Origin of the sequence: Lentzea sp. NPDC059081 (assembly GCF_042738015.1) — a bacterium.
Taxonomy (GTDB): Bacteria; Actinomycetota; Actinomycetes; order Mycobacteriales; family Pseudonocardiaceae; genus Lentzea.
This window is the reverse complement of sequence record NZ_JBHYGW010000006.1, coordinates 249,425-263,020: the sequence shown is the minus strand read 5'-3', so window position 1 is coordinate 263,020 and position 13,596 is coordinate 249,425. Positions and strand designations below refer to the sequence as shown.

12 protein-coding genes are annotated in these 13,596 nt (G+C 70.1%); 5 read left to right on the top strand and 7 right to left on the bottom strand.

What is annotated here, in order from left to right:
• Positions 1-4 precede the first annotated feature (4 nt).
• Entirely contained in the window at positions 5-322 is a 318-nt protein-coding gene (locus ACFWV3_RS16605) for an NIPSNAP family protein (RefSeq protein WP_382412097.1), read from the top strand.
• A gap of 51 nt (positions 323-373) precedes the next feature.
• Here the strand turns inward: ACFWV3_RS16605 and ACFWV3_RS16600 are convergent, their stop codons facing one another.
• Positions 374-1,555 carry a zinc-dependent alcohol dehydrogenase gene (locus ACFWV3_RS16600; protein ID WP_382412096.1) on the bottom strand — a complete coding sequence of 394 codons (1,182 nt, stop codon included), beginning with the start codon at positions 1,553-1,555 and terminating at the stop codon, positions 374-376.
• Between the two features lie 74 nt (positions 1,556-1,629).
• Between ACFWV3_RS16600 and ACFWV3_RS16595 the strand changes: the two genes are divergently transcribed.
• Both ACFWV3_RS16595 and ACFWV3_RS16590 read left to right on the top strand, forming a co-directional pair.
• Entirely contained in the window at positions 1,630-3,276 is a 1,647-nt protein-coding gene (locus ACFWV3_RS16595) for a glutamate--tRNA ligase (protein WP_382412094.1), read from the top strand.
• Between the two features lie 519 nt (positions 3,277-3,795).
• Positions 3,796-6,399: an exo 1,3/1,4-beta-D-glucan glucohydrolase gene (locus ACFWV3_RS16590; protein WP_382412093.1), complete on the top strand. Its 2,604-nt coding sequence runs from the start codon at positions 3,796-3,798 to the stop codon at positions 6,397-6,399.
• A 60-nt stretch (positions 6,400-6,459) separates the two neighbouring features.
• On the opposite strand, the gene ACFWV3_RS16585 is transcribed toward ACFWV3_RS16590, so the two are convergent.
• Positions 6,460-7,509: an aldo/keto reductase gene (locus ACFWV3_RS16585; protein WP_382412091.1), complete on the bottom strand. Its 1,050-nt coding sequence runs from the start codon at positions 7,507-7,509 to the stop codon at positions 6,460-6,462.
• A gap of 108 nt (positions 7,510-7,617) precedes the next feature.
• On the opposite strand from ACFWV3_RS16585, the gene ACFWV3_RS16580 reads away from it, so the two are divergent.
• Positions 7,618-8,436 carry a helix-turn-helix transcriptional regulator gene (locus ACFWV3_RS16580; RefSeq protein ID WP_382412090.1) on the top strand — a complete coding sequence of 273 codons (819 nt, stop codon included), beginning with the start codon at positions 7,618-7,620 and terminating at the stop codon, positions 8,434-8,436.
• A gap of 30 nt (positions 8,437-8,466) precedes the next feature.
• Positions 8,467-9,720 (top strand): MFS transporter, encoded by a 1,254-nt coding sequence (locus ACFWV3_RS16575; RefSeq protein ID WP_382412089.1) that lies wholly within the window; start codon positions 8,467-8,469, stop codon positions 9,718-9,720.
• Positions 9,721-9,740: 20 nt separating this feature from the next.
• Here ACFWV3_RS16575 and ACFWV3_RS16570 read toward each other — a convergent pair whose 3' ends face one another.
• Genes ACFWV3_RS16570 through ACFWV3_RS16550 form a run of 5 tightly spaced genes read right to left on the bottom strand, consistent with a single transcriptional unit; the run spans position 9,741 to position 13,514 of the window.
• Positions 9,741-10,340, bottom strand: coding sequence for a YigZ family protein (locus ACFWV3_RS16570; protein ID WP_382412088.1), 600 nt, complete (start codon positions 10,338-10,340; stop codon positions 9,741-9,743).
• Entirely contained in the window at positions 10,337-11,401 is a 1,065-nt protein-coding gene (locus ACFWV3_RS16565) for an ATP-dependent DNA ligase (protein WP_382412087.1), read from the bottom strand. Before ACFWV3_RS16565 ends, ACFWV3_RS16570 begins: the two co-directional genes overlap by 4 nt.
• 15 nt (positions 11,402-11,416) lie before the next feature.
• A complete protein-coding gene (locus ACFWV3_RS16560; protein WP_382412086.1) occupies positions 11,417-12,526 on the bottom strand; it encodes an MAB_1171c family putative transporter in 1,110 nt (369 codons plus the stop codon).
• A 1-nt stretch (position 12,527) separates the two neighbouring features.
• The gene (locus ACFWV3_RS16555) at positions 12,528-13,040 is read right to left on the bottom strand and encodes a hypothetical protein (RefSeq protein WP_382412084.1); all 513 of its coding nucleotides are present in this window, start codon (positions 13,038-13,040) and stop codon (positions 12,528-12,530) included.
• A gap of 3 nt (positions 13,041-13,043) precedes the next feature.
• The gene (locus tag ACFWV3_RS16550) at positions 13,044-13,514 is read right to left on the bottom strand and encodes a helix-turn-helix domain-containing protein (protein WP_382412083.1); all 471 of its coding nucleotides are present in this window, start codon (positions 13,512-13,514) and stop codon (positions 13,044-13,046) included.
• Between the last annotated feature and the right edge of the window lie 82 nt (positions 13,515-13,596).

The window sequence follows — 13,596 nt, the reverse complement described above, 5'->3', positions numbered from 1 at the left end:
GACCATGTACCAGCTCAGGACCTACACCCTCCGCTCGGCCGAGGCGCTCCACGAGTACGCGACCGTGCATTGGACGCGGCACGTGCCCAGCCTGCGCGCGTTCGGCGTCACCACCCACGGCATCTGGACCGACCACGACACCGGCCGGTACCGCCTGGTCGCGTTGATCGCCTACCCCGACGGCGCCGATCCCGCCGAGCTCACCGCCGCTTTCATGGCCAGCCCCGAGTTCGCGGCGGACATGCGGGGCTTCGACGTCGGCGACATCGTCGACGTCCAGGAAGTGCTGCTGGACGCGACCGCCGCGTCACCGCTCTCCTGACCCGCTGCTCCCGGGGTGGGCGACCGCCCTGGGAGCGGCACGCCGTCCCGATCAAGGGCTGAGCAGCACCTTGACCATGCCGTCGCCCTTCTTCTGGAACGTCTCGTACGCCTGCGGGGCGGCCTCGAGCGGCAGCCGGTGCGTGGCGAAGTCCTGCGTGCCGAGCGGGTCGGCGTCGGTGAGCAGCGGCAGGATCTCCGGGACCCACCGCCACACGTTCGCCTGACCCATCCGCAGCTGGACCTGCTTGTCGAACAGCGTCAGCATCGGCATCGGGTCGGCCATGCCGCCGTAGACGCCGACGATGGAGATCGTGCCGCCCCTGCGGACCATGTCGATCGCGCTGTAGAGGGCCCTGAGCCGGTCGACGCCCGCCTCCTTCATGAGCTTCTGCGCCATCGTGTCCGGCAGCAGCCCGGTGAGCGACTGGGCGATCTTGCCGACCGGGGCGCCGTGGGCCTCCATGCCGACCGAGTCGATCACCGCGTCGGGCCCGCGCCCGCCGGTGAGGTCGAGGACCACCTCGGTGAGGCGTTTGCCGGCGCCGCGCAGGTCGATCGTCTCGACGCCGCGGGCCTTGGCGCGCGCGAGCCGTTCGGGCACGAGGTCGATGCCGATGACCCGCGCGTTCCTCTGCAGCGCGACCCGGCACGCCATGTCGCCGATGGGCCCGAGCCCGAGGACGGCGACGGTCTGGTCTGCTTTGACGTCCGCGTACTCGACGGCCTGCCACGCCGTGGGCAGCACGTCGCTGAGGTAGACGAACCGGTCGTCCGGCGGTCCGTCCGGGACCTGGATCGGCAGCGAGTTCCCGAACGGGACCCGCAGGTACTCGGCTTGCCCGCCGGGCACCTGTCCGTAGAGCTTGGTGTACCCGAACAGCGCCGCGCCCGACCCGTGCTCCCGCACCTGCGTGGTCTCGCACTGGCTCTGCAGGCCCTGCTCGCACATGTAGCAGTGGTTGCAGGAGACGTTGAACGGGATCACGACCCGGTCGCCGGGCTTGAGGTTCGTGACCTGCGGGCCGACCTCCTCGACGACGCCCATCGGCTCGTGGCCCAGCACGTCGCCTTCGGTGAGGAACGGCCCCAGCACCTCGTACAGATGCAGGTCCGACCCGCAGATGCCGGTGGAGGTGATCTTCACGATGACGTCGTCCGGTTCTTTGAGAACCGGATCGGGCACCGTGTCGACCCGGACGTCGCGTTTGCCGTGCCAGGTGACTGCCTTCATGCCCAGGGCATTACCCGGTTGCGGCGTTGATAACCTGGGAGGACTTCCTTTCCCCGGTTTGGAGACCTCCAGCGATGCTCGACCGTGCCGTCGTCGACGCCCTGTTCCCCTCGGACCTGCCCGAGCCGTCCTTCTGGGAGGAGCAGTACCCGCCGCGCGGCCTGGGCGAAGACGCGAAGGTCACCCGCCTGGGCCCGTCGCCGACCGGCTTCCTGCACATCGGCGGCCTGTACGTGGGCATGATCGACCGCGACATCGCCTCCCACTCGGGCGGCTCGTACATCGTGCGCGTCGAGGACACCGACCAGGCGCGCGAGGTCCCCGGCGCCGTCGACCAGTTCAACCGGGCGTTCAAGTACTTCGGCATCGAGCCCGACGAGGCCGACGCCGTGGGCGCCTACGGCCCGTACCACCAGTCGCAGCGCGAGCAGGTCTACCTGACCTACGTGCGCGAGCTGCTGCGCGCCGACAAGGCGTACCTCTGCTTCGCCACGAAGGAAGAGCTCGCGGACATCACCGCCCGCCAGCAGGCCACGAAGCTCCCCACCGGCTACTACGGCCGCTGGGCGATCTGGCGCGACAAGACCGCAGAGGACGTCCAGGAGGCCCTGGCCGCGGGCCGTCCGTACGTCGTCCGCTTCCGCTCACCGGGCAAGGCGGGCGAGCGCACGCAGTTCGTCGACGCCATCCGCGGCCCGCTGGAGCACGAGGCCAACCGCAACGACGTGGTGATCCTCAAGGCCTCCGACCAGAGCCCGCGCCTGCCCACGTACCACTTCGCGCACGCCGTCGACGACCACCTGATGCGCGTGAACCTGGTGATCCGCGGCGAGGAGTGGATCTCCTCCGTCCCGACCCACCTCCAGCTCTTCGACGCACTGGGCTTCGACCGCGTCGAGTACGCCCACATCGCGCCGCTGATGAAGCAGCAGGGCGGCTCCCGCCGCAAGCTGTCGAAGCGCAAGGACCCGGAAGCCTCCGTCGAGTTCTTCATCGAGGCGGGCTTCCCGGCCGAGGCCGTCCAGTACTACCTGCGCGGCCTGGTGAACGCCCGCCTGGCCGAGCTCCCGCTGGCCGAGGCCTTGGCGTCCCCCGTCGTGCTCGCCGAGTGCGGCGTGGCCGGCCCCCTGGTCGACCTCGTGAAGCTGGACGACATCTGCGCCGACTACGTGGCCACCCTCTCGGGCGAGGAGATCATCTCCCGCATCTCCGAGTGGGCCGCCACGTACGACCCGGAGCTGGTGACCGTCCTCTCCTCGTCACGCGACGAGGCCCTGGCCGCCCTCCAGGTCGAGCGCGGCCCGGAGGTCGCCAACCCGCGCAAGGACCTCCGCAAGTGGTCTGACTTCCGCACCGCCTACGGCTTCTTCTTCCCGTCCCTCTTCCCCCTGGTGTCGGACCGCACCGACGAGCGCCTCGGCGGCCTCCCGGCGGACCTCATCTCCGCCTTCGCAGCGGACTTCGCCGACGGCTACGCCGATCTCGAAGACGGCCAGGAGTGGTTCGGCCAGATCCGCGAGCTGGCCACGAAGCACGGCTTCGCCCCGAACCCCAAGGAGTACAAGAAGAACCCGGACGCCTACCCCGGCTCCATCCGCGAGGCGGCCCAGTTGATCCGCGTGGCCCTCACCGGCTCGAAGGCGAGCCCGGACCTGCACGCGGTGGCCCGCACGCTGGGCACGGACGAGGTGCTGCGCCGAGTGCGAGCCCTGGCAGGCTGACACAGCCAAGCAAAGCGAAGCCCCGGTTCCGCAGGAACCGGGGCTTCGCTTTGCTTCGGTATCAAGCGATGCCGAAGGCGAGCCGTGCAGACCTTGCCCAGATGGGTAGCGGTGCACCCACTCGTGGTTAGGCGATTGGGGCTTGACTTTGGTGCGAGGTGCTACCCCTTTCGGGATCGGCCGGTTGCGAAGCATCCGGCCTTTTCCGGCCGACTGAGCGCCTCGCAAGGGCCCCGAAGTCAAGCCCCAATCGCGGATCGTCGCGGAGCGGCGATGTACATCAGTCTTTCGTCCGAGGTGCACGCCCACGCTGGAACAGGCACCCGACCGCACTGGCGACCACGCTGGAACCCGCGCACCCAACCGCAACCATGCGGCCCCGGAACTCCACCAATCCACCCCAAAACCCAACACGACCACCCAAGCCCGATACGCCACTTTCGTCCTGAAACTTTCCGGAACAAAGTCATGAGAGCGTTCCCATTGACGCAGACGTAACACGCCGTTGAGGATCGCGGCATGCAATGGAGAAGCACTCTCGCCGCGGTGCTGGGGCTGACGCTCGCCGCCAGCGCGACATCGGCGGCCGCCGCCGCACAGGAAGAGCGGCACGGACCGAAGCAGACGGTCATCGGGCAGCCCAAGACCGAGCACGGGTGTGCCCGCATCGAGAAGTCCCTGCCCACCCTCAAGGACTGGCCGAGGATCGACAGCCAGCTCGACGGTGACCGCAAGGACGAGGCCAGGATCAAGGCCATCCTCAAGGACATGACGCTGGCCGAGAAGGTCGGCCAGATGACGCAGCCGGAGATCGGCCAGATCACCCCGGCCGACGTCACCACCTACGGGTTCGGCTCCGTCCTCAACGGTGGCGGCAGCTTCCCCGGTGGCAACAAGCACGCGGCGCCGCAGGAGTGGCTGACGCTCGCCGACGCGTACTGGGAGGCCTCGAAGGCCTCGCGCACCAAGATCCCCGTCATCTGGGGCATCGACGCAGTGCACGGCAACAACAACGTCTTCGGCACGACCGTGTTCCCCCACAACATCGGTCTCGGTGCCGCGTACGACCCCTGCCTCGTCCGCGACATCGCCGCCGCGACGGCCGAGCAGATTCGCGCCACCGGGCAGGACTGGGCCTTCGCGCCCACTCTCGCCGTGGTGCAGGACGACCGCTGGGGCCGGACCTACGAGGGCTACTCCGAGGACCCGCGGATCACCCGCGCCTACGGCTTCGAGGCCGTCAAGGGCTTGCAGGACAACGCGAAGAAGCGCATCGGCGAGGACGGCGTGATCGCCACCGCCAAGCACTTCATCGGTGACGGCGGCACGACCGGTGGCAAGGACCAGGGCGTCAACGCCGCCAGCGAGAAGGACCTGATCAACATCCACGGGCAGGGCTACTACGGTGCTCTGGCCGCGGGTGCGCAGACCGTGATGATCTCGTTCAACAGCTGGACGAACGACGTCATCAACGAGGGCAAGCTGCACGGCAGCAAGTACGCGCAGACCGGCATCCTCAAGGAGAAGATGGGCTTCGACGGCCTGATCGTCTCCGACTGGAACGGCATCGGCCAGGTCACCGGCTGCACGAACTCCAGCTGCCCGCAGGCCATCAACGCCGGCATGGACGTCGTCATGGTGCCCGGCGAGTGGAAGGCCTTCATCACCAACACGATCGCCCAGGTCGAGTCCGGCCAGATCCCGATGACCCGCATCGACGACGCGGTCACCCGCATCCTGCGCGTCAAGCTGCGCGCCGGCACGTTCGACGCGCCCAAGCCGTCGAAGCGCGACCACGCCGGTGAGCAGAAGGCGTTGCAGCACAAGGAGCTCGCCCGCGAGGCCGTGCGCGACTCCGCCGTGCTGCTGAAGAACGACAAGCGCACGCTGCCGCTCTCCAACCGCAGCAAGGTCCTGGTCGTCGGCAAGAGCGCCGACAACATCTCCAACCAGACCGGCGGCTGGACGCTGTCGTGGCAGGGCACCGGCAACACCAACGCCGACTTCCCCAACGCCACCAGCATCCTCAAGGGCATCCAGGACGCGCTGGGCACCAAGAACGTCACGTTCTCCGAGACCGCGGACGGCGTCGACCCGGCGCAGTTCGACGCCGTCATCGCCGTCATCGGCGAGACGCCGTACGCGGAGGGCGTGGGCGACCTCGGCAAGCGGTCGTTCGAGAGCGCCCGCCTGTACCCGCAGGACCTCGCCGTGCTGGACAAGGTGTCCGGCAAGGGCAAGCCGGTCGTCACCGTCTACGTGGGTGGCCGCGCGCTGTACATGAACAAGGAGATCAACCGCTCCGACGCGTTCGTGTCCGCCTGGCTGCCGGGTTCCGAGGGCCAGGGCATCGCGGACCTGCTGATCCGCGGGCGCCACAACGGGTTCAGCGGCAAGCTGTCCTACTCGTGGCCGGGCGAGGCCTGCCCCGCGCTGCCCGGTGAGGCGGCCAAGACGCCGTTGTTCAAGCTCGGCTACGGCCTGCGCGACTGGCAGACCGGCTCCGTCGGCAAGCTCGACGAGACGAGCCCCGGCGGCACCTGCTCCGGCGGTGGCGGCGGCACGGCGACCGAGGACCTCGAGGTCTTCAACCGCACGGACATCGCGCCGTACAAGAGCTACATCGGCTCGGCGGAGAACTGGGGCGGCACCGAGATCGGCCCCGACGGCCAGGCCTCGCACTCCGAGATCAACGTCGTGCAGTCCGACGTCAACGTCCAGCAGGACGCGCTCAAGACGACGTGGACCGGCACCGGCCCCGGCCAGGTGTACCTGCAGAGCCCGACCGGCAGCGACCTGCGCGGCTACGGCAACGCCAACGCGGCCATCGAGTTCGACGTGATCGTGCACCAGGCCCCGGCCAACCGCACGGTCATCAGCGCGCACTGCATGTACCCGTGCCTCGCGGAGATCGACGCCACGCAGGCGTTCCGCAACCTCCCGATCGGGCAGAAGTCGACCGTCAAGATCTCGGTCAACTGCTTCTCCGACAAGGGACTCGACCTGGAGAACGTCAACACGCCGTTCCTGGTCTACACGGACGGCCCGTTCCAGGCGTCGTTCGCGAACGTGCGGTGGGTGCCCAAGGCGGGCGCCGATCCGGACGTTCTGCCCTGCACGTAGAGCACCACGACCAGTGGGCGCGCATCCCGGCAAGTACGGGATGCGCGCCCACTGGGCGTTTCAGCGGCTTTCGACCTTCAGGTCACCGGAGGTCACCGCACGGATGTGCGCACCCGCCAGCAGGTCGTGCGGGTACCCGAGGGAGATCGCGCTGACCGCGTCGAGCCGGGCCGACTGGTCGGGGGAGAGCTCGACCTCCAACGCGTCCAGGTTCCCCAGCAGTTGCTCCGGCGTGCGGGCACCGATCACCGGCGCCGTGACGCCGGGCTGCCGCAGGTTCCACGCCAGCGCGACCTGCGAGGGCGTGCACCCGATCTCCGTCGCGACCTCCCGCACGACGTCGGCGATGCCCAGCGTGCGTTCGGTGACCATGCCCAGCCCGGCGTTGAAGCTCCTCCGTGTGCTCTCGCTGCCATCGGGCGAGGTCAGGTCCGAGCGGCGGTACTTCCCGGACAGCACCCCGCCACCCAGCGGCGAGTACGGCGCCACGCCCAGCCCCAGCGCCCGCGCCATCGGGATCAGGTCGCGCTCCGCGTCCCGGTTGATCAGGCTGTACTCGACCTGCAACGCCATCAGCGGCGACCACCCGCGCAGGTCGGCGATCGCCTGCAGGCGCGAGATCTCCCAGGCCGGTGCGTTCGACATCGCCACGTACAGCACCTTGCCCTGCCGGACCAGGTCGTCGAGGCCGCGCAGCACCTCCTCGGCCGGCGTCGCGAAGTCCCACACGTGCACGTACAGCAGGTCGAGGTAGTCCGTCCGCAACTGCCGCAGGCTGTTCTCCACGGACGCCATCAGGTTCTTGCGGTGCGCGCCGCCGGAGTTCGGGTCGCCGGGCCTGCGCTGGGTCGTGTACTTCGTCGCCAGCACCAGGCTCTCGCGGTGGTCGCGGGTGAACTCGCCCAGCATGCGTTCGGACTCGCCGTAGCCCGCCGCGGTGTCGATGAAGTTGCCGCCGCGCCCGACGTAGGTGTCGAACAGCTTGCGCGCGTCGTCCTGCTCCGCTCCCCAGCCCCAGTCGGTGCCGAACGTGGCCGTGCCCAGGGCCAGCGGGGAGACCCGCAGCCCGGAACGGCCCAGCAGCCGGTAGGTGTCCAGGGTGAGTGCCATCAGGTCCTCCTGTGCTCGTCGTGCGACCAGCCTCTGCCGGCCGCGAGCAGGGGGTAAGGGAAGCGGCTTCCTGGGAACAGCCGTCCCACCCAGGCCGTTGGACCAGGGGTGATCACCAGCACCGCGGAGCTGGCCGCGTTCCTGCGGACCCGGCGCGAACGCCTCGACCCGCGCGACCTCGGCCTGCCGTCGCACCGCCGGTCCCGGCGGACGCCCGGTCTGCGCCGCGAGGAGGTCGCCGAGCTGGCCGGGATCAGCGTCGACTACGTCGTGCGGCTCGAACAGGCCCGCGGCCTGCGCCCGTCGGCGGACGTGGTGGAGGCGCTGGCCAGGGCGTTGCGGCTGGCCCCTGACGAACGCGCCTACCTCTTCGGTCTGACCCGGCAACGGCCGCCAGGGGACGACAAGCCCGCCACCACCGCCGAACCGTCGCTGGCGCGGTTGGTCGACGACCTGTCCCCGCGCCCGGCCATGCTGATGAACCACCGCTACGACGTCCTCGCCTGGAACGACGAGATGGCGCGGCTGTTCCTCGACTTCGAGACGCTCCCGCCGCCACGGCGCAACGCGATCTGGGTGTGCCTGATGCACCCGTACATGCGCGGGCTCTACGTCGACCGCGAACGCGTGGTGCGGGAAGGGGTCGCGCACCTGCGCACCGCCTGGGCCGCGCATCCGGACGACCGGGTGCTCAGCGACCTCATCGCCGAATGTCTCGCGGGGGACGAGGAGTTCGCCCGGCTCTGGTCCACTCAGGACGTCAAGGTCAACGCCCGCGGGCAGAAGCTGCTCGACCACCCGGAAGCCGGCGTGATCACCGTGCAGTTCGAGACGCTCCGGCCGGTCCAGGACCCCGACCAGCTGCTGGTGGTGCACCGGGCGGCGGACGACGAAAGTCAGTCCAAGATGGACGCTCTGCTGGCCTAGTGCCGGCGTGCCGGTGGGGGAGTTCTCGAAGTGTCCGCGAAGAAGTCCGACGGCGCCGAGGTGCGGCTGGGCAGTCGCTTCCACCGGCTCTTCGGCGCCACGCTCGTGTCGGCCGTCGGCACCGGCATGCACACCGCCGCGTTGCCCCTGCTGGTCCTGCAGAGCACCAGCAGCCCGCTGGCGCTGAGCTCCGTGGTGATGGCCGCCGAGATCCCGTGGGTGCTGCTGTCGCTGCACGCCGGTGTCGTGGTCGACCGGCTGGACCGCCGGCGGGTGATGGTGTGGGCCGACCTGGGCCGGTTCGCCGTCCTGGCCGCTCTCGTGGTGCTGGTCCTGACCGCGCGGGTGAACCTGGTGTGGCTGGTGCTCGCGGCGTTCCTGCTGGGCGTCGGCCAGGTCTTCTTCGACCTCGCCGCCCAGTCGGCCGTCCCCGACTTCGTGTCCCGCGACCCGCGGAGCCTCGCGGCGGCGAACGGGCGGGTCGCCGCGGCGGACAGCACCGGCGAGGACTTCGCGGGGCCTCCGCTCGGCTCGGCGCTGTTCGGCGTGGGGACCGTCCTGCCGTTCGCCGGCAACGCCCTTTCGTTCGCCGCCAGCGGCCTGCTGATCTTCTCCATCCGGCCGGACGCCGGGAAGAAGGTGTCCGGGGCTCCGCGCGGGAGCGTGCGGAGCGAGATCGGCGAGGGCATCCGCTGGCTGTTCGGGAACCGAACCCTGCGGGCGCTGGCCGTGGTCTCGTGCCTCGGCAACGTCGCCGCCACCGCTCAGTTCGCGATGCTCGCACTGCTGGCCAAGGAGGTCCTCGACCTTCCGGACTTCGGGTTCGGTCTGCTGCTGACCGCCACCGCCATCGGCGCGACCCTCGGCGGACTGACCGCCGCGGCCGCCGCCGACCGACTCGGCCCCGGCACGGTGATGATCGCCGGCAAGGCCGGCGTGGGCGTGGCGATCCTGGTACTGGGACTCGTCGCCGACGCGTGGGTCGCGGCCGTGATGATGGTGGTGACGGGTGCGTTGATGACCGCGGAGAAGGTCGTGGTGAGCACCTTGCGCCAGCAGATCGTGCCCGCTGAGCTCCTGGGGAGGGTGCTCTCGTCGAGCAGGCTGGTCGTCATGGCCGGAGGCCCGGTCGGTGCGGCACTCGGCGGCGTGCTCGCCGGTGTGTTCGCCGTCCAGGTCTCGTACGTCGTCGCCGGCGGGTTCCTCGTCCTGGTGGCGCTGGCTTTCTACCCCGTGCTGAACAACCGCGCCCTGACCGGCGCCGCGGACGAATCGGCTAGGTGAGACGGTCGCCGGGACACAGCTCAGAGATCGACGTCGACCGGTTCGCCCCGGATCGCCGTGACCGCGCCGCCGGTCTGCGCCGCGAGCCAGACCTCGAACGCCTCGGGATCCTTGGTGTGCACGGTGAACGTGACGTCGCGCCCGTACTCGGCGTCCGCGACGTGGTACCCGGCCGCGCGCAACGCGTTCTCCAGCTTGCCCGCCTGGTCGTGGTCCGCGGCGAGCAGCAGGGTCTCGTGCCGTTCGCGGGTCAGCGTGCCCAGTTCGTCGATCGCCTCCGACACCGCCCGCCCGTACGCGCGCACCAGGCCACCGGCGCCGAGCTTGATCCCGCCGTAGTAGCGCGTGACGACGACAGCGGTGTCCACGAGATCCCTGCGCGTCAACACTTCCAGCATCGGGACACCGGCGGTTCCCGCGGGTTCGCCGTCGTCGGACGAGCGCTGGGTGTCGACCGTGCGGAACGCCGTGCAGTTGTGCGTGGCCTGCCAGTGCTCCTTGCGCACCCGTGCGAAGAACTCGGAGGCCTCGGCGTCGGAGGTCACGCGGGCGACGTGGCACAGGAACCGCGACCGCTGGATCTCGATCTCGTGCGTGCCGTCCCGCTTGATCACCTTCACGGTTCGATTGTGCGCTTGCGCTCCGCTTCGCCGAACAGGGCGTCCAGCTCGGCCGGCGGCACCTCTTCGAGCTGCTCGTAGGTGCACTCCGCCGGGTCCTTGTCGGAGCGGAACCGCACCAGCCGCGCGGTGTGCCGGAACCGCCCGCCCTGCACGTGCTCGTACCGCACCTCGGCCACCCGCGACGGCTCCAGCAGCACGACCTGGAGCTGCTTGTCCGGGTTCCAGCGGCTGTTCATGCCGGGCCCCTCGTAGGTCGCCCACGCGGCCCACGGGTGCTCGGCGGGGTGCAGCAGCGGCTTCAGCTCGTCCACCAGCTCGCGCCGCCGGGCCGCGGTGAAGCTGCTGGCCACGCCCACGTTGTGCAGCTCGCCGTCCTGGTAGAGCCCGAGCACCAGCGACCCGACGCTCTCACCGTCCTTGTGCAGCCGGTAGCCCGCGACCACGCAGTCGGCGGTCCGCTCGTGCTTGACCTTGAACATCACGCGCTTGTCCGGCTCGTAGACGCCGTCCAGCGCCTTCACCATCACGCCGTCGAATCCCGCGCCCTCGAACCGGGTGAACCAGTCCTGCGCGACGTCCGGGTCCGTCGTGGACGGTGTCAGGTAGAAGCCCGGCACCTGCGAGACCACGCCCTCCAGCTTCCGGCGCCGCTCGGCCAGCGGCAGCACCGTCAGGTCGTCGTCACCGCAGGCCAGCAGGTCGAACGCGACGAAGCTCGCCGGCGTCTCCACGGACAGCTTGCGCACCCGCGACGCCGCCGGGTGCAGCCGCAGCTGGAGCGTGTCGAAGCTCAGCCCGTCCGGCGTGACCAGCACGATCTCGCCGTCGACCACGCACCGCGGCGGCAGCGCGTCCTTCAGCAGCTCGACGACCTCGGGGAAGTACCGGGTGAGCGGCTTGTCGTTGCGCGAGCCCAGCTCGACCTCGTCGCCGTCGCGGAACACGATGCAGCGGAAGCCGTCCCACTTGGGCTCGTACGCCAGGCCGTCCCCGCGCGGCAGCGACGGAACGGACTTCGCGAGCATCGGCTTCACCGGCGGCATCACGGGCAGGTCCACACCGGGACCATAAGCTCAGCGCAGGGATGCCGCGAGCTTTTCCAGTTCCCGCACGTCCGCGTCCATCCCGTCGTCCTCCGGCACCGCCAGCGCGATCGGCCGCCGCAACGTCACCACACCCGACCTGCGCGTCTCCAGCCCGGCGCGCAGCCGTTCGGCCAGCGGCAGCTCCGCGGGCGTCTCGGCGACGTACGGGCTGATCCGCACCAGCCCGTCGCGGCACTCGATCACCCGCCGGTAGTACCGCCGGTGCACCCCGCGCAACGACACCGCGTCCCGCCGCGACGGCACCCGGTGCAGGGCGTCCTCGGGGAACGACTGGTGCAGCAACGTCCACAGCGGAGCCAGCCGGTGGTAGGCGCGCAGGTGCCGCAGCCACAGCCTCGACGCGGCGAACCTCATCGCGACGATCGGGTAGACGACCCCGACCACGCACAGCAGCACGCCCGGCAGCAGGAAGAACACGGCCGCCGTCAGCAGCCAGCGGGGGAGTGGCGAGCCGAAGTAGCGGGAGACGTTCGACGCCACGAAGATCGCGTCGGCCGGCACGAGCAGCGCGAAGCCCGTCGACGTGATCAGCAGGCCCCTGCGCAGCCGCGGTTCGGCGTCACGGGCGTAGCGGCGGGCCCACACGAACATCGTCGCGAAGCCGTAGAGCAGGTAGCCGTTGCCCAGCGAGTAGAAGACCGTGATGGCGAGGACACCGGTCGGGCCGCCGCCGAGCGAGTTCGGCACTCGGGCGGCCGCCACGCGCAGGTCGTCGGGGATCGACAGCACGGCCCAGGTCATGACGCCGATGCACAGCGCCAGTGGCACGAGCTGCCGCAACGCCTGCCGGCGGGCGCCCGCGTCGTCGAGCGCGGAGAACAGGAAGAAGCAGATCAGGCCGTACACGCCGACCTGCAGCATCGAGTGCTGGACGAGCTGGCAGAGCATCGGGTCGAGCCCGAGGAACCACCGCCCGCCCGCCGCCGCCCGGCCGAACGGGTAGCCGACCGCCCAGCCCGCCACCAGGGCCGTGACCGAGCGCAGGCGCGGGTCGTGCGGCCTTCTGACCAGCAGGTACAGCACCACCGCGAGCGCGGAGAACGCGACGATGCCCTGGGTCTCCTTCAGGTACTCCACGTCAGAGCCACCCCAGCCGGTCGGCGAGCGAGGACGACATGCGCCGGGCGGGGCCCTCGGACGCCCGAGGCGCGACCTCGTCCAGCACCGACGCCCATTCGAGGATGATCGTCGCGACCGTCTCGGCCTCGCGTTCGTGCGCGGTGTCGTAGGAGGTGCGCCGCAACGCCCGCCGCACCGCGTCCGGTTCGAGGTCCGGGTACAGGCCCGTGAGCAGGTCGTCGTCCTGCCCCTCGCTCGTGTGACCGGCGAGGAGATGACCGAGCTCGTGCAGGATGATGTGGTTCTGGTGCGCCTTCGACGTCTCCTGCTGGTACAGGATGTAGTCGGCCTGGGCGGTGGCGATCCACACGCCGTACGGGCCGGGCACCGGGATCGGGTGCGCGACCAGCCGGATCGGCTTGCCGCGCTGCTCGCCGACGCGGCGGCAGAGCTCGGAGACGTCGAGCGGCGGCTGGATGTCCAGCTCGTTCAGCAGGCGGCGGCACCGCTTGCGCAGGTCTCGTTCGGCCACGGGTCAGCCCTCGCCGCGTTCGGCCTGTTCCTGCCGGTACACGACGTCGAGCAGCTCCATGACGAGGCGGCGGCGGTCCGGCGACAGCTCACCGGCGCGCATCGCCATCAGCTGCGCGTCGCTGCCGGAGGTGATCTCGTCGAGCTTGCTCTGCCGGTCCTGCAACGACTTCAGCTGCGCGTCGACGCGGTCGGTGACCTCGTCGTCGAAGAAGTAGCTCACGGGCACGCCGAAGAAGCCTGCCAGGGCCTGCAGGTGCTTGAAAGTCGGGTTGTCCTTCTTGCCCTTGCGCAGCTGCCAGATGTAGCTCTGGGAGATCGTCACGCCGGCCTCCGCGATGGCCGCGGCGACGTGCTCGTTGCTGTACTCCTGGCCCGACCGGGCCGTGTACCGGGCGAAGAGGTGGTTCAGCCTGTCCGCCAGGGATCGTTCCCCCGCCATCACCAGGCTCCCCGCGCTCGACGTCGTCTCCACCCAGGGAAATCCTGCCCCTGGCGGCGGGATTTTCGCCAGTTGAAACCCCGCTCTTGCCCAACATAGACTCCACGGCGTGGCC

Coding starts and splice junctions, on each gene's coding strand:
- ACFWV3_RS16605 (WP_382412097.1), top strand. CDS start 5: ATGTACCAGCTCAGGACCTACACCCTCCGCTCGGCCGAGGCGCTCCAC.
- ACFWV3_RS16600 (WP_382412096.1), bottom strand. CDS start 1,555: ATGAAGGCAGTCACCTGGCACGGCAAACGCGACGTCCGGGTCGACACG.
- ACFWV3_RS16595 (WP_382412094.1), top strand. CDS start 1,630: ATGCTCGACCGTGCCGTCGTCGACGCCCTGTTCCCCTCGGACCTGCCC.
- ACFWV3_RS16590 (WP_382412093.1), top strand. CDS start 3,796: ATGCAATGGAGAAGCACTCTCGCCGCGGTGCTGGGGCTGACGCTCGCC.
- ACFWV3_RS16585 (WP_382412091.1), bottom strand. CDS start 7,509: ATGGCACTCACCCTGGACACCTACCGGCTGCTGGGCCGTTCCGGGCTG.